Raw genomic sequence first — 19648 nt, forward strand, 5'->3', positions numbered from 1 at the left:
GTGGACATTCCCGCATTACAGCGTCCCTCCGACTGCACGAACTGGGGTGAAAAGAACTGGTAGCGAGGTCATTCCACGCAGGAACGCGGAGGGCCGGCGCACCAGGGTCTGGGCGGGGACGGCGAGATCGATATCGGGCAGCCGGTCCAGCAGCACTTCGATTCCGGTCCGGGCGATGATCTCGGCGATCTGTTGCGCGGGGAACGGGCAGCGGTACTCGCCGTAGCTGAAGGAGAAGTGCGCGTTGTTGCCGGAGTGCGCCGGCTCGGTGTTCACCGAGACATGTTGGCGCACATGCGGATCCGCGTTGGCCGCACCCAGACCGAGGAGCAGCATGTCACCGGCTCGAATGATCTTGTCGGCGAGGCGGGTATCGCGCGCGGCCCAGCGTCCGGCCAGGATCTGCGTCGGGGTGTCCTCCCACAGCACCTCGTTCATGGCCTGCCCGACACTGCGCCGGCCACCACCGAGCGCGGCGGCGAAACGATCGTCGGTGAGCATGAGCCGCACCGAGTTGCCGATCCAGTCCGCGGTCGGCAGATACCCGGCCGCGGTGAGCGCCATGATGTCCATGACGTACTCCTGATCGGAGAACGGCTCCGGGTGTGCCAGCATTCGCGAGGTCAGGTCGTTGCCCGGCATGCCCTTCTTGGTGGCCATCAGCTTGCCGCACAGCTCGGCGAAACGCAGATGTGCCGACTGGGCATCGGCGCCGCCGTCGGTGAAAGTCTTCATCACCCAGGCCAGTTCGGGCCCTTCCTCGTCCGGGAACCCCATGATCCGGGCGAGCACCAGCACCGGCAGCGGTTCGGCGTAGTCGGTGACGATCTCGGCCGAGCCGCGCCCGCAGAAGCCGTCGATCAGCTGATCGGCGATCTCCTCACAGGCGCGGCGTAATTCGAAGGGGTCCACCGACTCCAGCGCCGGCTCCACCATCGACACGTGCCGCCGGTGCTCGGCGCCCGCGGTGAAGTAGATCGACGGCATCGGGCGCCCGACCATCGGCAGCAGCGGCCAGTCCTCGGGGATGTTGGGCCACTGGTTCCACAGGCCGACATCGCGCGGAAACAGCTCCGGATCGCTGGTCACCTGATGCAGTTCCCGGTAGCCGACCACCAGCCAGGCCGGAAAACCACCCGGCAGCTCGACCGAGACGACCGGACCGTGCTCGCGGCGCATCTCGCGATAGAGCTGATGCGGATCGGTATGGAAACGCGGACCGCTGAGCGGCACCGCACCGGAATCGTGTCGCACCGGGCAGCCGGAGGGCGAGCTGTCGCCGGTGAAAGCGATATCACCACTATTGGGCATCGTCATCCGACGTGTTCCTCCCTAGCTGCATAGAGGTGCTCGACCAGGGTGATCAGCACGCCCTTGCTCGACTCGCGATTGCGGGCGTCGCAGTCGACCAGCGGCACCAGCGGATCCAGATCCAGCGCGTCGCGGACGTCGTCGAGCCGGTGCCCGCCACCGAAGTTGTTGCACGCCACGATGAACGGCGTGCCGGTGGATTCCAGCCGATCGATGGCGTACCAGGAATCGGCGATCCGGCGCTGGTCCACCAGCACGATCGCGCCCAGCGCACCCGCGAACAACCGGTCCCACAGGAACCAGAACCGCTCCTGGCCCGGCGCGCCGAACAGATACAGCACGTGCTCGTCGTCGATGGAGATCCGGCCGAAGTCGAAAGCGACCGTGGTGGTCGACTTTCCGCGCACCGCGCTCAGGTCGTCGATGCCGACGCTGCTCTGCGTCATCGTCGCCTCGGTGTCCAGCGGCCGGATTTCGCTGACCGAGCGCACCAGCGTGGTCTTACCGACCCCGAAGCCGCCGACGATGACGATCTTCAAACCTTGGCTGGTACTGGCGGGCAGCGGCGCGTCGGCCCGCGCCGGACGGGTGTCAGAGCTTGCGAAGTCCAACGAGCACCTTCTCGAGGGTGGAGGCGTCCGGCAGCGAAGTCCACGGTCCGCCAGGCGAACTCGGGGCGGACGTCGGATGCCGCACGGTGATCTTGCCCATGTCGAGCAGATCCGAGAGCAGGATGGTGGCGATCCCGACCGGCAGGCGTAGCTCCGCCGCGATCTCGACCACCGCGGTCGGCGCGGTGCACATGCGCAGGATCGCGACATGTTCGGACTGCATGCCCGGGGTCGGGTCGGATTCGGTCACCACCAGGGTGACCAGGTCGAAGCTGTCGGAATCCGGTTTGCTGCGGCCGCCGGTCAGGGTGTAGAGCCGATCCGGATCGTCATCACGCCCGGGACGGCCTGGCCTTGTCACGGTCGCGCCGTTCCGACCCGCGGCTGGGCCGCGAGATAGTGGCCGAGCTGCTCGACCAACTCGCGCATGTTGTGCCCGATCAGGCCGGCGTCGGCGTCCTCGCCGGCGACGACCGCGATGTGCGCGCCCATCCCGGCCTCGACGACGAACAAGATGCCGCCGTAGAACTCGGTCATGGACTGGCGCACGCCGCCACGGCCGTTACCGAATTCGACGGAGGCGCCGTGCGCGAGGCTCTGAATTCCCGCCGAGATAGCCGCCAGTTGATCGGCGCTGTCGACGCTGAGTTCGGGTGTGTGACAGATCTTCAGGCCATCGCCGGAGAGCAGCAGGGCGTGGCGGGTTCCAGGGGTACGGGTCAGCAGTTGTTCCAGGAGCCAACCCAGCTGGGACGGCACGGTAGTTGTCATCGTTCGTTCTCCATGGCAACCGAAGGGGCAGGAGGTCTGGGGGATGGCTGGCCGACGGGGTCGGCGGGATGGGTGGATACCGCGTCAGCACCGTTGCTGTCCGAGGGCTTGTCCGAGGTGGTGTCACGGGGCGCCACGGCGCGCTGGAACGCCCCGAACGCCGAGGGCCGCGACACCGGCGGGGGCGGGGTCGGTTCCATCCGGGTGTCCGGCAGACCGTCGGGGTGTACCGCGGCCAGCGTGCTGCCGCGGCGGCGCTTCGGTAGTCCGGAATCGACGACTCCGGACGTGGTCTCGGTACCCACCGGCAGCGGCTCCGGCGTGGCGAGCTGCGAGAGTGGTTGCGCCGCAATGGTTTCCGGCGCCTCGACGACGCGGTTGCGTCCGGTGGTGGGCAGACTGAGCGCGGTCATCGGCGCGGTGGTGCGTTCCAGCCGGGTGGTGAGATCACGCGGGACCACCACGACCACGGCGGTACCGCCGATGGCGGAGGGCCGGTAGGACACGGTCAGACCGTGCTTGCGGGCCAGATGCCCGACCACCGCCAGACCCAGCCGGGTGCCGGTAAGCGAGGACAGGTCGGCGCCGCGGCGGTTGTCCCCGCCCTGCCCGGAGACGGCCTGTTCGGCACGGCGCAGCGCCGATTCGCTCATCACCAGGCCGGAATCCTCGATGGTGATCACCACGCCCGCGGGCACCTCGGCGGCGTAGACATGCACCTCGGTGGTCGGCGGGGAGAAGTTGCACGCGTTGTCGAGCAGCTCGGCCAGGGTATGCATCAAGCCCTCGGCGGCATGCCCCGCGACCGCGATCTCCGCGACCGCGCGCATCCGCACCCGCTGATAGCCCGCGACCCGGCCCATGGCGCCGCGCAGAATCGACTCCATCGCAATGGGTTTCGCCCAGCGCCGGCCGGTGCGAGCGCCACTGAGCACCGCGATGCTGTCGGCCAGGCGACCGGCCTGCGCCGTGCGGTGATCGAGCTCGAGCAGATCGGCGAGCACCTTCGGGTCGGCGTGCCGATGTTCCATCTCGCGCAACTCGGCCAGCATGGAGGTGGTCATCGCCTGCATGCGGCCCGCGGCGCCGGCGAAGGCCGCCATGGCCGCGGCCCGGCGGTTCTCGCTGTTCTTGATCTCCCAGGCCTGCTTGGTGGTGGCCTCGTTCGCCGCCGCGATGATGGCCGCAGCGTCGGTGTTGGAGGTCGCCGCGGCTCGCCGGATGCGCTGTGTCTCCTCGCGGAAGTACACCGCCGCGGTCACGCTGGCGCACACCAGCAGCGCCGCGATCACGGCACCGACCAGCAACGGGATGCGGAAATCGCCGGGCGCGGCCCAGACGGCGGCCGCGACCACGACAGCGCTCACGCCGAGACAACTGAGTAGAGTCCGATAGGGCAATCGCGGGCCCGGTACGGCGGGTTTGTATAGCTCGCCGTCAGGATTCGATGTCTGTGACAAATTCCGATCTTCCGCCAAAAATGCAGGCCGCCAGGCAGTTTGAAATCGGGCATGAGCATAACCGGCGAATCGGGCGCGCGAAAGTCGAGCGGGCGCCGGGTGCCCGAGGTCACGAGACATAGAGCAGGTACCTATATGCTTCCGTCACAGACAGTTCGAACAGGAGATTGCGCCATGGTTACCAGTACGGTCGAGACGGTCATCGCCGCCCCGCGCGACGTCGTCTACAAGTTCTTCACCGAACGCGACGGCATCGGCCCCTACCTGCCGGTCGTGAACTTCAAGTTGAAGAAGCCGGGCGCGGGCTCGGCCTCCGGTGTGGGCGCCCAATACCTGATCGGTGTCGGCGGTCTCGGGATCACCGAGGAGACCACCCAGTTGGTGCCGAACGAGCGGATGGAGTACAAGATCGTCGCAGGCGCGCCGGTGAAGCGGCATGTCGGCACGATCACCTTCGCCGACGCGGACAACAACAGCACCGCGGTGAGCTACACGATGGAGTCCGAGCCGAGCCTGCCCGTGCCCGCCAAAGTGCTGGAAATGGGCCTGCGCTCCCTTATCAACCAGTTCCTCGGCGGCGCGAAAAAAGCCCTGCGCTGACCTTCGTGTGCCCAGCACCCGCCGCACCGTTGCCCCCGAGGCTTCGCGCGGCGGGTGTTTTCCTTGGTTGTCAGGCGTTTGCTCGCTCCGCCTTCGCGGTTTCCAGCAGCTCCTCCGCATGCGCGCGGCCGGTCTCGGTGTCGTCCAGGCCGGCCAGCATCCGGGCCAGCTCGATGACCCGCTCATCCTTGGTCAGAGCGCGAACTCCGCTGTTCACCTTGCCTTTTCCGTCGTCGGACTTGTCCACCACCAGGTGCGTGTCGGCGAAAGCCGCGACCTGCGGCAGGTGGGTCACCACGATCACCTGATGGGTGCGCGCGAGCCGCGCCAGCCGGCGCCCGATCTCCACCGCCGCGCGACCGCCGACACCGGCGTCGACCTCGTCGAAAACCATGGTGGCGCCGTGGTCGGAGCTGGCGAGCACCACTTCCAGCGCGAGCATCACCCGGGAGAGTTCACCGCCGGACGCACTTTTGCTCAGCGGAAGCGACTGCGCCCCGGAGTGCGCGGACAACCGGAATTCGACCTCGTCGACGCCCGTCGGCCCGGCGTGCAACTCCTTGCCGTCGACGGTCAGCGGGGCGGAATCCTGCGGCCCGGCGGGCACCGGGCGCACCGCTACTTCCAAACGGGCCTTGCCCATGGCCAGACCGCCGAGTTCCGCGCTGACCGCCGCGGCCAGCTTGCCCGCCGACTTGGCGCGGGCCGTACTCAGTTTCCGTGCCGCCTCGCGCACCCGCTCCGCGGCGATATCGACCTCGGCGGACAACTTCGCGAGCGCTTCCTCGGACACGTCCAATGAGCCCAGGCGGGTACGGGCGTCCTCGGCCCAGGCGATCACGCCGTCCACATCGGAAGCGTACTTGCGGGTCAATCCCTTCAATTCGGCTTGCCGGGTGAGCAGGGAATCGAGGGCGCCGGGATCGGAGGGCAGGTCCGACAGGTAGCTGCTCAATTCGGTGGTCACGTCGACCACCACCGCGATGGCGTCTTCCAGGCGCGGCGCGAGCGCGGTCAGTTTCGGGTCGTCGGAGGACTCGATGCGGGCGCGGGCCAGGCCGAGCGCCGCCAGCGCGCCCGAATGATCTTCCGGCGCATCGGAAGGACCGGCGAGCGCGTCATGCGCGGTGGCCGCGGCCTCGCGCAGCGAATCCAGGTCGCTGAGCCGGCGCACCTCGTCCAGGATGCGCTTGTCCTCACCGGGTTCCGGTGCGACCGCGTCGATTTCGTTGAGCGCGTATTGCAGCCGATCGGCTTCCAGCGCGAGTTCGCGGCTGCGCGCGGTCCGTTCGAGCAGTTCCGAACGCGCGTCCAGCCAGGAGCGCCGCGCCACGGTGTATTTGCGCAGCAACGGGCCGACGGTGTCGCCGGCGAACTGATCCAGTGCGCCGAGCTGCTGCTCCGGACGCTGCAAGCGGAGCTGATCGTTCTGGCCGTGCACGGTGAGCAGCGGCGCTGTGAAATCGGCGAGCACCGAGGCAGGCACGCTACGACCGCCCAGATGCGCGCGGGACCGGCCGTCGCTGCCGACGGTGCGGATCGCGATGACGCTGCCGTCGTCGTCGGCTTGCGCCGCAGCGGCTTCGAGCACCTCCCCGACCTCCGCGCGCGCGGCGGCGTTGACATCATCGACGGTGAATCGGCCCTCGACCACCGCGCGCGCCGCGCCCAACCGGACGCGGCCCGGGTCGGCCCGCGCACCGCTGAGCAGGTGCAGACTGGTGACGACCATGGTCTTACCCGCGCCGGTCTCACCGGTCAGCACGGTCAGCCCCGCATGGAATTGCGCTGTGGCAGTGGATATGACGCCTAAGCCGTCAATCCTGATCTCAGTCAGCATCGTGTCTAGCCACCCCGCCTTCTCCGTCGGCTACCGTCCCCTCGCGCTTACCCACCCCGCCTCCTTCGTCGGCCGCCACCGCCTGGATGCTCTCCGCTCGCCGCCGACCGCGCCAGCCGGTCACGGGCAACTGGAACTTGCGCACCATCCGGTCGGCGAAGGGCGCGGAATCCAATCGCACCCAGCGCACCGGTTCCACCCCGCGGACCGCTTCCACGCGACCCCCGCGCGGCAAGGCCATGGTGCGCCTGCCATCCAGGAAAACTATCGCATCGTGTCCGGTAGCCACCGACTCGACGGCGATCCGTGACTCCGGGCTGGTCACCAGCGGGCGCGCGAACAAGGCGTGCGCGTTGCTCGGAATCACCAGCAGCGCTTCGAGTTCCGGCCACACCACGGGACCGCCCGCGGAGAACGCGTAGGCGGTGGAACCGGTCGGCGTCGAGATGAGGATGCCGTCACAGCCGAACTGCGACACCGGGCGGCCGTCGACCTCCAGTACCACCTCCAGCACACCCATCCGAGACGCGTTCTCGATGCTGGCTTCGTTGAGCGCCCACCCGGTTTCGACGATCTCGTCCTCCACCCGGACGGTAAGATCGATGGTCATCCGCTGCTCGATCCGGTAGTCACCCCGCACCACCTGGGCCAGCGCCTCGTCCAGATGCTCGGCCTCGGCCTCGGTGAGAAAACCGATGCGGCCGAGGTTGATTCCCAGCACCGGCACCGCAGCGGGCCGCGCGAGTTCGGCGGCGCGCAGGAAAGTGCCGTCGCCGCCGAGCACCAGCACCATTTCGCAGCCCACGGCCGCGTCCGGGCAATGATCGACCACGGTGGCCGGATAACCGCCGGGTTCGGCGATGGCCAGCACACCCCGGGTGGGGTCCTCGCATTCGAACCGGGTGCTGTCGGCCTCATCGGCCAGCACCCGCAAACCGATCCCGGCGTCGGCGAAGATCTTCGCGACCCGGTGCGCGGTCTCGATGATCTCCGCCCGTCCCGGGTGCGAGATCAGCAGGATTTCCCGGCCTGTCGGTTCCGCGCTCACTGTGGACCCTCCTCGACCGCACGCTCGACCAAGGCGGCAACCTCGTCGGCGTCGTAACTGAACTGCCCATCCTTGCGCAGCCACAGGAAATATTCGACATTGCCCGACGGACCGGGCAGTGGACTGGCCACCGCGCCGAGCGTCCGCAACCCCAGCTTCGCGGCGGCTTCGGCGACATCGCGCACCGTCTCGGCCCGCAACGCCGGGTCACGCACCACCCCACCCGCGCCGAGACGTTCCTTGCCGACCTCGAACTGCGGTTTCACCATCGGCAACAGATCCGCGCCCGGCGCCGCACAGGCCGCCAGCGCCGGCAGCACCAGCGCCAGAGAGATGAACGACAAGTCGCCGACCACCAATTCCACTGTGCCACCAATGGTTTCCGGTGTGATGGCGCGCACGTTGGTGCGGTCGAAGACGCGCACGCGCTCGTCGTTCTGCAACCGCCACACCAGCTGGCCGTAGCCGACATCGACCGCGACGACCTCTTTCGCCTGCTTCGACAGCAGCACGTCGGTGAATCCGCCCGTGGACGCGCCCGCGTCGAGACAGCGCTTACCCGCGACCGTCACACCCCGGGGTTCGAAGGCCTCGAGCGCGCCGATCAACTTGTGCGCACCCCGCGACGCCCACGACACCTCATCGGGTTCCTCCCGAACCAGCAGCGGGGCGCCCGGATCGACCTGAGTCGCCGGTTTCGTCGCCACCGCACCGTTGATCAGGACCCGGCCCGCGCCGATCAACTCGACCGCGTGCTCCCGCGATCGCGCCAACCCGCGGCGAACCAGTTCGGCGTCCACCCGTGCGCGCCTGGCCACCTCAGATCTTGTCCACCGTGGCAAGGGCCTGCACCAGCACCTCGTGCGCCTGCTCCAGGATGTGAGCGCGGCGGGCGATGTCGACACCGGAATCGGCGCTGGTCGCGGCCGAATCGTAGGCCTCGGGGCGCGCCTCGAGCTCGGAGAGGAGGCTGTCGATCTCCGCGCTGATACGGGCCGGGTCGGCGGCTTCGGGTCCGCCCTGCGCTGGAATATGCTGCCCCGGCAGCGGGACGCCGGGGCGGGGTCCATTCGAGCCGGGCGCGCTCATTCCTGATCCAATCGCGAGGGCAACGTAGTCATCGTGAGCACAACGCTATCGGATATCGGAATTGGACGCGCGCACCGTCACCGCGCGGCCGGGGTTGCGCCGCAGACGCTCGGCCAAGTCGCCGGACGACTCGAATTCCACGGGCGGATGATTCAGTGCGTCCAGCGCGTCGGCGACGAACGTCGGAATCAGTTCGGCCGGTGCGTCGCGCAATTCGTCCAGCGTGCTCACGCCGGTCAGTACCAGCAGCGAATCCAGGCCCACGGCGTTGGCGCCTTCGATATCGGTGTCCAGGCGGTCGCCGACGACCAGGGCGCTGCGGGTACCGGCCCGGCGCAGCGCGTCTTCCATCAGCGGCGCGAACGGTTTGCCCGCCACGATCGGATCCCGGCCGGACGCCGTGCGCAACGCGGCCACCATCGAGCCGTTACCGGGGGCGAGACCTCGCTCGTTGGGCAGGGTCTTATCGGTGTTCGCGGCGATCCACAACGCGTCGGCGCGCAGCGCGTAGGCAGCCTCCGCAAGATCCGGCCAGCCGGTCAGCGGTGAATGCCCTTGCACCACAGCGGCGGGCGCTTGACCGTTGAACCGGCGGATCGGCCGCAGGCCCACCGCGTCGACCTCGGCGGCCAGATCATCGGTGCCCACCACCAGCACGGTCGCCCCGGGCTCGAGTTGCTCGGCGAGCAACCGGGCCGCCGCCTGCGCGCTGGTCACCACATCGTCGGTGGCGGCGGGGAAACCCAGCTCCGCCAGGTGCTCGGCCACGATCTGCGGCGACCGGCTGGCGTTATTGGTGACATAGACGTGGCGCTGCGCCCCCACACCCTCGGCCAGTGCCGCCGGCGCACCATCGATCACCACCGGCCCCCGGTACAGGGTGCCGTCCAGGTCCAGCAGTAATGCCTCATAGCGATCTCGTAGTCGCGCCACGGCACAAAACCCTACGCCAGCCCGCCGACAACAAATTTCACGGCTCGGACCTGGATTGTCTTTCAGTCCTTGTACTTCGGGGCGGGCGGCCCCGGCGACGGACCGAGCAAGCTCAGATGCTTCGCATAGAGCGTCTGCCAGGTGCCGTCGGCGCGTATCCGGTCCAGGCTGGCGTTCACGAACCGCACCAGATCGGTTTTGCCGTCCGGTAGACCGATCGCGTAAGAATCGAACGCCATCGGCGTGCCGACCACCACGAGATTGTTGTCCTGCAGCGCCAGCCCGTGCAGGATCGGCGCGTCGGTGCTGATGGCGTCGGCGGCGCCCTGCTGCAGGGCTACCAGACAATCGGTCCAGGTCTGCATGCCGATCACCGACGGTGGCGTCCGCTGAGCGAGCAGCGGCTCCACCGACGTGGTGCCGGTGACGCTGCACGCCCGCTTACCGGCCAGATCCTCGACCGACTTGATCCCCGAGCTCCCTACCACCAGCACCTTCTGCTCGGACACGTAATAGACCGAGGAGAAATCTATCTCCTTGTCCCGCTCACAGGTGGTGGAGAAGTTGTTGACCACCAGATCCACCCGGCCGCTCCGCAGCGCGGGAATCCGCTCCGGCGAACTCAACGGCACCAGATCGATCTTCGTCGGATCGCCGAACAGATCGCGGGCGATCTCCTTGGCGATATCGATGTCGAACCCCTCCAACGCACCGGTCCGCGGATTCCGGAAGCCGAACAGGTACGCATCCTGCGCCACCCCGACCCGCACCCGCCCGTTCGCCACGATCTGCGCCATCGAACTGCCCGCCGGCATCGCCCCACGCGGCGGCAACCCGCCGGGCCGCAAACTCGCCGTCGCATCACAGGATTGGTCACCACGCTGATTAGGCGCACTGGTGATCTCCTGCGCCCTCGGCGGCATCGGCTGCACCGGCCCGACCGTCACCCCCGTACTCGCCGGCGGCCCCGAATCACACCCCGCCACCACCGCCGACACGGCAACCAGCAGCGCCACACCCATCGACCGCATCCGCCTGACCATGAGCCAACCCCCTCGCCTGCGATTCTACGACCGATTCATCCCAGCTTGGCCACGAATTCACCAGTGCGCAACCGATATTCAATCGCCACCCCCGAAACCCGCACCCGCCAGCCCGATTCCAAACACCCACCCAACTCGCCAGCGCGTTGCCCGACGCCACCAGGGCGTGTCCGCGGACTCACCGCCCCCGACCGGTCAAACTCCCCGCCCCCGAACAAACTTTCGCACCTAAGACTACTTTGACCACTATGGTCAGCCCTCAACACGAGGCCATGCACCGCCTCTTCCAACACGACCCAGGCACCTTCGCCCGCGCCTTCAGAGCACTAGGCCTCCCCTTCCCAGACCCCGACGAAGTCGCCCTCCTATCAACAGATTTGACCGAACCCGCCCCGATCGAACGCCGCGCCGACACCGTCCTCCGCATCAGCTCGAGCCATGGGCCGTTCCTGTTGGTGGTCGAGGCACAGCGAAGACAGGATCGCGGCAAAGCAGCAGCCTGGGCGTACTACATCGCTTTCCTGCATACGAAATACGAATTACCGATCGTATTGCTGATCATCTGCCAAGACGAGCCCACCGCGCTCTGGGCAGAGGGACCACTGCATATCGGCACACCGATATGGCCCAGCCTGGCCGTCCGCCCCCTCGTCCTCGGTCCGCACAACGTCCCTCGCGTAACCGACGTCGCCACCGCAGCTTCCGACATTCCACTCGCCGCCTTGTCCGCGATCACCCACGCCAAAGAACCCGACGTGGGTGCAATACTGAAAGCCTTCGCCCTTGCCCTCCGAGACATCGGCGAGGCACCCGAGCACAACGTCTTCGCCGAACTGACCGCCCTGGGCCTCGGCCGCAACTCGGAACCCGCTCAGCTCTGGAGGAAACTGATGTCGATCGACCTTTCGTTCTTCCGCTCTGATGTCTCGAACCTCCTGCGTGAGCAAGGAGCAGTGCAAGAACTTGTCGAAGACATCCTGCTGATTTTGGAAAGACGTGGCGTCGAGGTACCCGATGCCGCGCTGACCGAAATCAGATCTTCCACCAACCGTGAGATTTTGCGAACCTGGTTGCTGCGAGCGGCAACTGCGGACAGTATCGAAGACCTCTTCACCAGTGACGGTCACTAATGGCGTTGGGCCGCGACTGGCCCCTCGGGTCCGGGGTTACAGGTCGCCGGTGAGTTCCTGGGCGCGGTCTTCGGCGTCGGTTTCGTCGTCGAGGTCGGCGGAGGCGGCGTTGAGGAACCAGGTGAGGCCCTCGTCGGTGCGGCCGGCTGCGACCAAGGCGTCGGCGTAGGCGTAGAAGAGACGGGCGTAGGAGGAGCCGGTTTTGGCTGGGTCCAGGTCCGAGGTTTGCAGTGTGACGACGGCCTGGTCGTATTGGCCGAGGTCCATGCGGGCACCGGCGACGACCATGCGGAGTTCGATCGCTTCGTCGCCGGTGAGTTCGCGGGCTTCGTCGCTGCGGCCGAGTTCGATGGCGCGTTCGGGGCGGCCGAGGCCGCGTTCGCAGTCGGCCATGACGGCGAGCAGGCCCGCGCCACCGGACATGCGGCGGGCGGTGCGGAGTTCGGAGAGGGCTTCGGCCCATTCACCCGCATGGTAAGCGGTGACGCCGGCGGTTTCGCGAACCACGGCGACGCGACCGGCCCGCTGGCGGGCCGCGCGCGCGTGCGCGAGCGCGAGCGCCGGATCGTCGTCGATGAGCCGGGCTGCCATCACGAGATGCCGGGCCACGGTCTCGGCGTTGGTCTTGTCGAGAGTCAGCAGGTCGCGGCGGACAGCCATGTCGAGGTCGGAGGCCTGAACGTCGTCCGGCAGATCCGGCTCTTCGGCGCGCGGCGGGCGCCGGTCCATGTCCCGGCCGCCACCGGTGCGCATACCTTCGCCGCCCCGGCGACGATCATCGCCGAAGCTGTTGCGGTCACCCGAGCTACCGCTGCGATTGAACCCGCCGCGCTCCCCCGAGTCACCACTGCGCTTGAAACCACCACGGTCACCGGAATCATTGCTGCGCTTGAAACCACCGCGCTCGGACGAACCGCCTTCGCGCTTGAAGCCCGAGCGATCATCACCACCACGGCTGGTCCCGCCACGCTCGGATGAACCACCGCCGCGGTTGAACCCGCCGCGCTCACCGGAGTCATTGCCACGCTTGAAGCCGCCGCGATCATCACCACCACGGCTGTAACCGCCGCGGTCGCCGGAGTTGCTGTCACGCTTGAACCCGCCACGATCATCACCACCACGACTGAAGGAGCCGCGGTCGCTGGAATCGTTGCCACGCTGGGAACCACCGCGCTCGCCGCCAGAGCGGTAACCACCACGGTCACCAGAGTCATTGCCGCGCTTGAAACCACCGCGATCATCACTACCGGTGCCGGAGCCGCCGGGGCTGCTGCGATTGAAGCCGCCGCGATCACCGGAATCGTTGCTTCGCTTGAAACCACCACGGTCATCACTACCGGTGCCGGAGTCACCACGGCCGCTGCGATTGAAGCCGCCGCGATCACCGGAGCCGCTGTCACGCTTGAAACCGCTACGGTCATCGCTACCCCGGTTGTAACCGCCGCGATCAGCGGAACCACCGCCACGGTTGCCACCACGATCGTCACTGCCACGGTTGAATCCGCCGCGATCATCGCTGCCGCGTTTGAAACCGCCACGATCGTCACCACGGTTGGAGCCACCACGATCGTCGCTGCTGCGGTTGAATCCGCCGCGATCATCGTTACCGCGTTTGAAACCGCCACGATCGTCGCTACGGTCGGAGCCGCTGCGGTCGCCCGAGCCGCTGCGGTTGAATCCGCCGCGTTCGTCACCACTGTTGCTACCGCCACGACCGCCGGAGTCACCGGTGCGCTTGAAGCCGCCACGATCCTCACCACGGCTGGCGCCGCTTCGATCGCCGGAGTCGTTGCCGCGTTTGAAACCACCCCGGTCGTCGGCACCGCGGGGGGAGCCACTGCGGTCACCGGAATTGGTGCTGCGGTTGTATCCGCCGCGGTCGCCGGAATCGTTGTTGCGTCTGAAGCCGCCGCTTGCGCTGTCGCCGCGCTGGCCGGCGGCGGAATCGCCGCGGCTGGAGCTGCTGGGGCGGTCGCTGGAATCGTTGCGGCGGAAGCCGCGCTTCTCGCCGGAACCGCCGCTCGAGCCACCGTGGGAGGGGCGATCGGATCCCTCGCCGCGTCGGAAGGATTTCCGACCGTCGTTCTGCTCCGACACGGTGATCCCTTTCTAGGTTCGTCACGGGAAAGCTGCTCTTCAGAGCCCCTTGCATTCAAGCACGTGCCGACCCAGGGGCCGAGATGCGGCGACGTAATGGGACCAAAAGGTGCCCAAACGACGATAGGGGACCCAGAGTCTGGGTCCCCTATCGTGAAGGATGTTCCGGCGGTGTCCTACTCTCCCACACCCTGTCGAGTGCAGTACCATCGGCGCAGGTGGCCTTAGCTTCCGGGTTCGGAATGGGACCGGGCGTTTCCCCACCGCTATAGCCGCCGTAACTCTATGAAACTAGACACAGAGAGCCAACACCGTTACCGGTGTTGTCTTCTGAGTATCTGTGTGTTGTTTCAGATACCGCACAGTGGACGCGTAGCTTCTTTGTTGGTAAGTCCTCGGCCGATTAGTACCAGTCACCTGCACCCGTTACCGGGCTTCCAGTTCTGGCCTATCAACCCCATGGTCTGTGGGGGGCCTTAACCCATCTAGTGGGTGAGAAACCTCATCTTGGAACAGGCTTCCCGCTTAGATGCTTTCAGCGGTTATCCCTTCCGAACGTAGCTAACCAGCAGTGCTCCTGGCGGAACAACTGGCACACCAGAGGTTCGTCCGTCCCGGTCCTCTCGTACTAGGGACAGCCTTCCTCAAGTTTCTTAACGCGCGCGGCGGATAGAGACCGAACTGTCTCACGACGTTCTAAACCCAGCTCGCGTGCCGCTTTAATGGGCGAACAGCCCAACCCTTGGGACCTACTCCAGCCCCAGGATGCGACGAGCCGACATCGAGGTGCCAAACCATCCCGTCGATATGGACTCTTGGGGAAGATCAGCCTGTTATCCCCGGGGTACCTTTTATCCGTTGAGCGACACCGCTTCCACTTGCCGGTGCCGGATCACTAGTCCCGACTTTCGTCCCTGCTCGAGCTGTCGCTCTCACAGTCAAGCTCCCTTGTGCACTTGCACTCGACACCTGATTGCCAACCAGGCTGAGGGAACCTTTGGGCGCCTCCGTTACATTTTAGGAGGCAACCGCCCCAGTTAAACTACCCACCAGGCACTGTCCCTGAACCAGATCATGGTCCGAGGTTAGAAGTCCAATACGATCAGAGTGGTATTTCAACGACGACTCCACAAACACTGGCGTGTCCGCTTCACAGTCTCCCACCTATCCTACACAAACCGTACCGAACACCAATACCAAGCTATAGTGAAGGTCCCGGGGTCTTTTCGTCCTGCCGCGCGTAACGAGCATCTTTACTCGTAATGCAATTTCGCCGAGTCTGTGGTTGAGACAGCTGAGAAGTCGTTACGCCATTCGTGCAGGTCGGAACTTACCCGACAAGGAATTTCGCTACCTTAGGATGGTTATAGTTACCACCGCCGTTTACCGGGGCTTAAATTCTCAGCTTCGCCCTTACGGGCTAACCGGTCCTCTTAACCTTCCGGCACCGGGCAGGCGTCAGTCCGTATACATCGTCTTACGACTTCGCACGGACCTGTGTTTTTAGTAAACAGTCGCTTCTCACTGGTCTCTGCGACCCAGCTCAGCTCAGGAAGCAAGTTCCGTCACCAAACCAGGTCCCCCTTCTCCCGAAGTTACGGGGGCATTTTGCCGAGTTCCTTAACCACAGTTCTCTCGATCGCCTTAGTATTCTCTACCTGATCACCTGTGTCGGTTTGGGGTACGGGCCGTGTACCAACTCACTAGAGGCTTTTCTCGGCAGCATAGGATCACTGAATTCGCCTCAATCGGCTACGCATCACCTCTCAGGATATATGTCTGACGGATTTGCCTATCAGACTCCCTACAGGCTTACACCAGTACAACCACTGACTGGCCCAGCTACCTTCCTGCGTCACCCCATCGCTTACCTACTACAGCGAAGGTCCCGTGCAGCAATCCTCCCTCTCACCCGAAGGTGAGATAAGAGAACATTTGGACGGTTAGTACCACTGATTCGGCATTGGGCGCGGATACACGGGTACGGGAATATCAACCCGTTGTCCATCGACTACGCCTGTCGGCCTCGCCTTAGGTCCCGACTCACCCTGGGCGGATTAACCTGGCCCAGGAACCCTTGATCATTCGGCGGACGAGTTTCTCACTCGTCTTTCGCTACTCATGCCTGCATTCTCACTCGCGTAGCCTCCACGGCTGGATCACTCCGCCGCTTCCATGGCTACACGACGCTCCCCTACCCACCCACACCACTGCATAAGTTTCCGCAGAAACAGATGAATGTCTTGTGTGAGTGCCGCGGCTTCGGCGGTGTACTTGAGCCCCGCTACATTGTCGGCGCAAAATCACTTGACCAGTGAGCTATTACGCACTCTTTCAAGGGTGGCTGCTTCTAAGCCAACCTCCTGGTTGTCTTCGCGACTTCACATCCTTTTCCACTTAGTACACGCTTAGGGGCCTTAGCCGGCGATCTGGGCTGTTTCCCTCTCGACTACGAAGCTTATCCCCCGCAGTCTCACTGCCGCGCTCTCACTCACCGGCATTCGGAGTTTGGCTGATTTCGGTAAGCTTGTAGGCCCCCTAGACCATCCAGTAGCTCTACCTCCGGTGAGAAACACGCGACGCTGCACCTAAATGCATTTCGGGGAGAACCAGCTATCACGGAGTTTGATTGGCCTTTCACCCCTACCCACAGCTCATCCCCTCAGTTTTCAACCTAAGTGGGTTCGGGCCTCCACGACGTCTTACCGTCGCTTCACCCTGGCCATGGGTAGATCACTCCGCTTCGGGTCTAGAACATGCGACTGTATCGCCCTATTCGGACTCGCTTTCGCTACGGCTACCCCACACGGGTTAACCTCGCCACATGCCACTAACTCGCAGGCTCATTCTTCAAAAGGCACGCCATCACCCCCAGCCGACCAAACGACTCAAAGGCTTTGACGGATTGTAAGCGCACGGTTTCAGGTACTATTTCACTCCCCTCCCGGGGTACTTTTCACCTTTCCCTCACGGTACTAGTCCGCTATCGGTCACCAGGGAGTATTCAGGCTTACCGGGTGGTCCCGGCAGATTCACAGCAGATTTCACGGGCCCGCTGCTACTCGGGTACCCACTACGAGAGCCGTTGAGTTTTCGTCTACGGGATTATCACCCTCTACGACAGGCCGTTCCAGACCACTTCGACTAACACAACGGTTTCTGACTCCCGCTCCTATCGGCAGATAGAAGAAAATGGGCCCCACTACACCGTATGGACAACGCCTGCCGGCTATCACATCCACACGGTTTAGCCTCATCCGCTTTCGCTCGCCACTACTCACGGAATCACTATTGTTTTCTCTTCCTGTGGGTACTGAGATGTTTCACTTCCCCACGTTCCCTCCACACACCCTATATATTCAGGCGCGGGTAACACGACATCACTCGTGCTGGGTTTCCCCATTCGGAAATCCTCGGATCACAGCTCGGTTGACAGCTCCCCGAGGCTTATCGCAGCCTCCTACGTCCTTCATCGGCTCCTGGTGCCAAGGCATCCACCGTACGCTCTTAAACACTTACTAACAAAGATGCTCGCGTCCACTGTGCAGTTCTCAAACAACACACAAGAATGAAACCTGATGCAGCACCAGCACTTCCCAAGGAAGCCGGTATGAACTGCGGCTCAATCTCGTCGTTTGTTTCGCCTTGAAAGAACGCGTGTTCTTTCAGGACCCAATAGTGTGCCGGTATATTCACCGCCAACCAGTCGTGTGACCGATTGATAGTGCGATGAATGCTGTCAGTGTTCCACCCATGAGCTCCGCCGGACTACATGTGAGTCCGAAACGGCTCTGCCAGTTGCTCATTCACCTACGTGAAGAACTCACTGGAGATGCTCCTTAGAAAGGAGGTGATCCAGCCGCACCTTCCGGTACGGCTACCTTGTTACGACTTCGTCCCAATCGCCGATCCCACCTTCGACGGCTCCCTCCCACAAGGGGTTGGGCCACCGGCTTCGGGTGTTACCGACTTTCATGACGTGACGGGCGGTGTGTACAAGGCCCGGGAACGTATTCACCGCAGCGTTGCTGATCTGCGATTACTAGCGACTCCAACTTCACGGGGTCGAGTTGCAGACCCCGATCCGAACTGAGACCGGCTTTAAGGGATTCGCTCCACCTCACGGTATCGCAGCCCTCTGTACCGGCCATTGTAGCATGTGTGAAGCCCTGGACATAAGGGGCATGATGACTTGACGTCGTCCCCACCTTCCTCCGAGTTGACCCCGGCAGTCTCTCACGAGTCCCCGCCATAACGCGCTGGCAACATAAGATAAGGGTTGCGCTCGTTGCGGGACTTAACCCAACATCTCACGACACGAGCTGACGACAGCCATGCACCACCTGTACACCAACCACAAGGGGGCACCTATCTCTAGGTGTTTCTGGTGTATGTCAAACCCAGGTAAGGTTCTTCGCGTTGCATCGAATTAATCCACATGCTCCGCCGCTTGTGCGGGCCCCCGTCAATTCCTTTGAGTTTTAGCCTTGCGGCCGTACTCCCCAGGCGGGGTACTTAATGCGTTAGCTACGGCACGGATCCCGTGGAAGGAAACCCACACCTAGTACCCACCGTTTACGGCGTGGACTACCAGGGTATCTAATCCTGTTCGCTACCCACGCTTTCGCTTCTCAGCGTCAGTTACTTCCCAGAGACCCGCCTTCGCCACCGGTGTTCCTCCTGATATCTGCGCATTTCACCGCTACACCAGGAATTCCAGTCTCCCCTGAAGTACTCTAGTCTGCCCGTATCGCCTGCAAGCTTGGGGTTGAGCCCCAAGTTTTCACAAACGACGCGACAAACCGCCTACAAGCTCTTTACGCCCAGTAATTCCGGACAACGCTCGCACCCTACGTATTACCGCGGCTGCTGGCACGTAGTTGGCCGGTGCTTCTTCTACAGGTACCGTCACTTGCGCTTCGTCCCTGTCGAAAGAGGTTTACAACCCGAAGGCCGTCATCCCTCACGCGGCGTCGCTGCATCAGGCTTTCGCCCATTGTGCAATATTCCCCACTGCTGCCTCCCGTAGGAGTCTGGGCCGTGTCTCAGTCCCAGTGTGGCCGGTCACCCTCTCAGGTCGGCTACCCGTCGTCGCCTTGGTAGGCCATTACCCCACCAACAAGCTGATAGGCCGCGGGCCCATCCTGTACCGATAAATCTTTCCACCCCAAAGCATGCACTCTGAGGTCATATCCGGTATTAGACCCAGTTTCCCAGGCTTATCCCGAAGTACAGGGCAGATCACCCACGTGTTACTCACCCGTTCGCCGCTCGTGTACCCCGAAGGGCCTTACCGCTCGACTTGCATGTGTTAAGCACGCCGCCAGCGTTCGTCCTGAGCCAGGATCAAACTCTCCGTTGAAGACTCTCAACCACACCCCAAAGGGTGCAATCAGAAGAATAAACTAGAGTCCGAAAACCTAGCAAAGCCAAACACCAGCAAAAAGATTTGCTGTTGTTAAATGTCCAACCATCCCAACCGGGGGGTATGAGATGGCTAGAACCAATAAAATATTGGCACTGACATTCATCGACACACTATTGAGTTCTCAAAGAACACACGCACACACTTCAGGACCGGTCTTAACCGGGGCTTCCGTGAGGCAACTGTTCCAGCCTAAGTCATGCTTCCCACGGTGTCAAATCTCCGCTCGGACATGCTATCTGGCATGTCAGGCGCTCCCCGTCCTACCTCGTTTCCCTGGCCTCTCGGCT

General features: G+C 64.2%; 13 protein-coding genes, 3 rRNA genes and 1 pseudogene. 2 read left to right on the forward strand and 15 right to left on the reverse strand.

Annotated elements, in window-relative coordinates:
- Positions 1-15: 15 nt before the first annotated feature.
- From BJ987_RS31345 to BJ987_RS31365, 5 genes are read right to left on the reverse strand one after another with little or no spacing between them, the layout of a single operon-like run.
- Complete coding sequence (locus BJ987_RS31345) at positions 16-1317, reverse strand: cytochrome P450 (RefSeq protein ID WP_245366213.1); 1302 nt, start codon at positions 1315-1317, stop codon at positions 16-18.
- Positions 1314-1922: a GTP-binding protein gene (locus BJ987_RS31350; RefSeq protein WP_372446908.1), complete on the reverse strand. Its 609-nt coding sequence runs from the start codon at positions 1920-1922 to the stop codon at positions 1314-1316. Before BJ987_RS31350 ends, BJ987_RS31345 begins: the two co-directional genes overlap by 4 nt.
- Positions 1903-2283 (reverse strand): DUF742 domain-containing protein, encoded by a 381-nt coding sequence (locus tag BJ987_RS31355; RefSeq protein WP_209896674.1) that lies wholly within the window; start codon positions 2281-2283, stop codon positions 1903-1905. Before BJ987_RS31355 ends, BJ987_RS31350 begins: the two co-directional genes overlap by 20 nt.
- Positions 2280-2693, reverse strand: coding sequence for a roadblock/LC7 domain-containing protein (locus BJ987_RS31360; protein ID WP_209896675.1), 414 nt, complete (start codon positions 2691-2693; stop codon positions 2280-2282). Before BJ987_RS31360 ends, BJ987_RS31355 begins: the two co-directional genes overlap by 4 nt.
- Positions 2690-4060: a sensor histidine kinase gene (locus BJ987_RS31365; RefSeq protein WP_307869816.1), complete on the reverse strand. Its 1371-nt coding sequence runs from the start codon at positions 4058-4060 to the stop codon at positions 2690-2692. Before BJ987_RS31365 ends, BJ987_RS31360 begins: the two co-directional genes overlap by 4 nt.
- A 267-nt stretch (positions 4061-4327) precedes the next feature.
- On the opposite strand from BJ987_RS31365, the gene BJ987_RS31370 reads away from it, so the two are divergent.
- Complete coding sequence (locus tag BJ987_RS31370) at positions 4328-4753, forward strand: SRPBCC family protein (RefSeq protein WP_209896677.1); 426 nt, start codon at positions 4328-4330, stop codon at positions 4751-4753.
- Between the two features lie 70 nt (positions 4754-4823).
- Here the strand turns inward: BJ987_RS31370 and recN are convergent, their stop codons facing one another.
- The 6 genes from recN to BJ987_RS31400 form a co-directional block, all read right to left on the reverse strand.
- Entirely contained in the window at positions 4824-6593 is a 1770-nt protein-coding gene (recN, locus tag BJ987_RS31375; protein ID WP_209896678.1) for a DNA repair protein RecN, read from the reverse strand.
- Entirely contained in the window at positions 6583-7641 is a 1059-nt protein-coding gene (locus BJ987_RS31380; RefSeq protein ID WP_209896679.1) for an NAD kinase, read from the reverse strand. Before BJ987_RS31380 ends, recN begins: the two co-directional genes overlap by 11 nt.
- Positions 7638-8459 carry a TlyA family RNA methyltransferase gene (locus tag BJ987_RS31385; RefSeq protein ID WP_209896680.1) on the reverse strand — a complete coding sequence of 274 codons (822 nt, stop codon included), beginning with the start codon at positions 8457-8459 and terminating at the stop codon, positions 7638-7640. The genes BJ987_RS31380 and BJ987_RS31385 overlap by 4 nt, the downstream gene beginning before the upstream one ends.
- A gap of 1 nt (position 8460) precedes the next feature.
- Positions 8461-8730, reverse strand: coding sequence for a hypothetical protein (locus BJ987_RS31390; RefSeq protein ID WP_209896681.1), 270 nt, complete (start codon positions 8728-8730; stop codon positions 8461-8463).
- A 45-nt stretch (positions 8731-8775) separates the two neighbouring features.
- Positions 8776-9663 (reverse strand): HAD-IIA family hydrolase, encoded by an 888-nt coding sequence (locus BJ987_RS31395; protein ID WP_209896682.1) that lies wholly within the window; start codon positions 9661-9663, stop codon positions 8776-8778.
- 62 nt (positions 9664-9725) lie between these two features.
- Positions 9726-10694: a glutamate ABC transporter substrate-binding protein gene (locus BJ987_RS31400; RefSeq protein ID WP_209896683.1), complete on the reverse strand. Its 969-nt coding sequence runs from the start codon at positions 10692-10694 to the stop codon at positions 9726-9728.
- 260 nt (positions 10695-10954) lie between these two features.
- On the opposite strand from BJ987_RS31400, the gene BJ987_RS31405 reads away from it, so the two are divergent.
- Entirely contained in the window at positions 10955-11836 is an 882-nt protein-coding gene (locus tag BJ987_RS31405) for a hypothetical protein (protein ID WP_245366215.1), read from the forward strand.
- Positions 11837-11872: 36 nt separating this feature from the next.
- Here the strand turns inward: BJ987_RS31405 and BJ987_RS31410 are convergent.
- The 4 genes and pseudogenes from BJ987_RS31410 to BJ987_RS31425 form a co-directional block, all read right to left on the reverse strand.
- Positions 11873-12793, reverse strand: a pseudogene (locus BJ987_RS31410) (tetratricopeptide repeat protein); the annotation flags it as partial.
- Between the two features lie 1303 nt (positions 12794-14096).
- Positions 14097-14213: ribosomal RNA gene (rrf, locus tag BJ987_RS31415) — 5S ribosomal RNA — on the reverse strand.
- A gap of 103 nt (positions 14214-14316) precedes the next feature.
- Positions 14317-17454, reverse strand: a 23S ribosomal RNA gene (locus BJ987_RS31420).
- A 322-nt stretch (positions 17455-17776) separates the two neighbouring features.
- A 16S ribosomal RNA gene (locus BJ987_RS31425) occupies positions 17777-19295 on the reverse strand.
- The 16S, 23S and 5S rRNA genes sit together here, the layout of an rRNA operon.
- Between the last annotated feature and the right edge of the window lie 353 nt (positions 19296-19648).

The sequence above is a fragment of the Nocardia goodfellowii genome (assembly GCF_017875645.1).
Lineage (GTDB): Bacteria > Actinomycetota > Actinomycetes > Mycobacteriales > Mycobacteriaceae > Nocardia > Nocardia goodfellowii.

Coding starts and splice junctions, on each gene's coding strand:
- BJ987_RS31345 (WP_245366213.1), bottom strand. CDS start 1,317: ATGACGATGCCCAATAGTGGTGATATCGCTTTCACCGGCGACAGCTCG.
- BJ987_RS31370 (WP_209896677.1), top strand. CDS start 4,328: ATGGTTACCAGTACGGTCGAGACGGTCATCGCCGCCCCGCGCGACGTC.
- recN (WP_209896678.1), bottom strand. CDS start 6,593: ATGCTGACTGAGATCAGGATTGACGGCTTAGGCGTCATATCCACTGCC.
- BJ987_RS31405 (WP_245366215.1), top strand. CDS start 10,955: ATGGTCAGCCCTCAACACGAGGCCATGCACCGCCTCTTCCAACACGAC.
- BJ987_RS31360 (WP_209896675.1), bottom strand. CDS start 2,693: ATGACAACTACCGTGCCGTCCCAGCTGGGTTGGCTCCTGGAACAACTG.
- BJ987_RS31390 (WP_209896681.1), bottom strand. CDS start 8,730: ATGAGCGCGCCCGGCTCGAATGGACCCCGCCCCGGCGTCCCGCTGCCG.
- BJ987_RS31400 (WP_209896683.1), bottom strand. CDS start 10,694: ATGCGGTCGATGGGTGTGGCGCTGCTGGTTGCCGTGTCGGCGGTGGTG.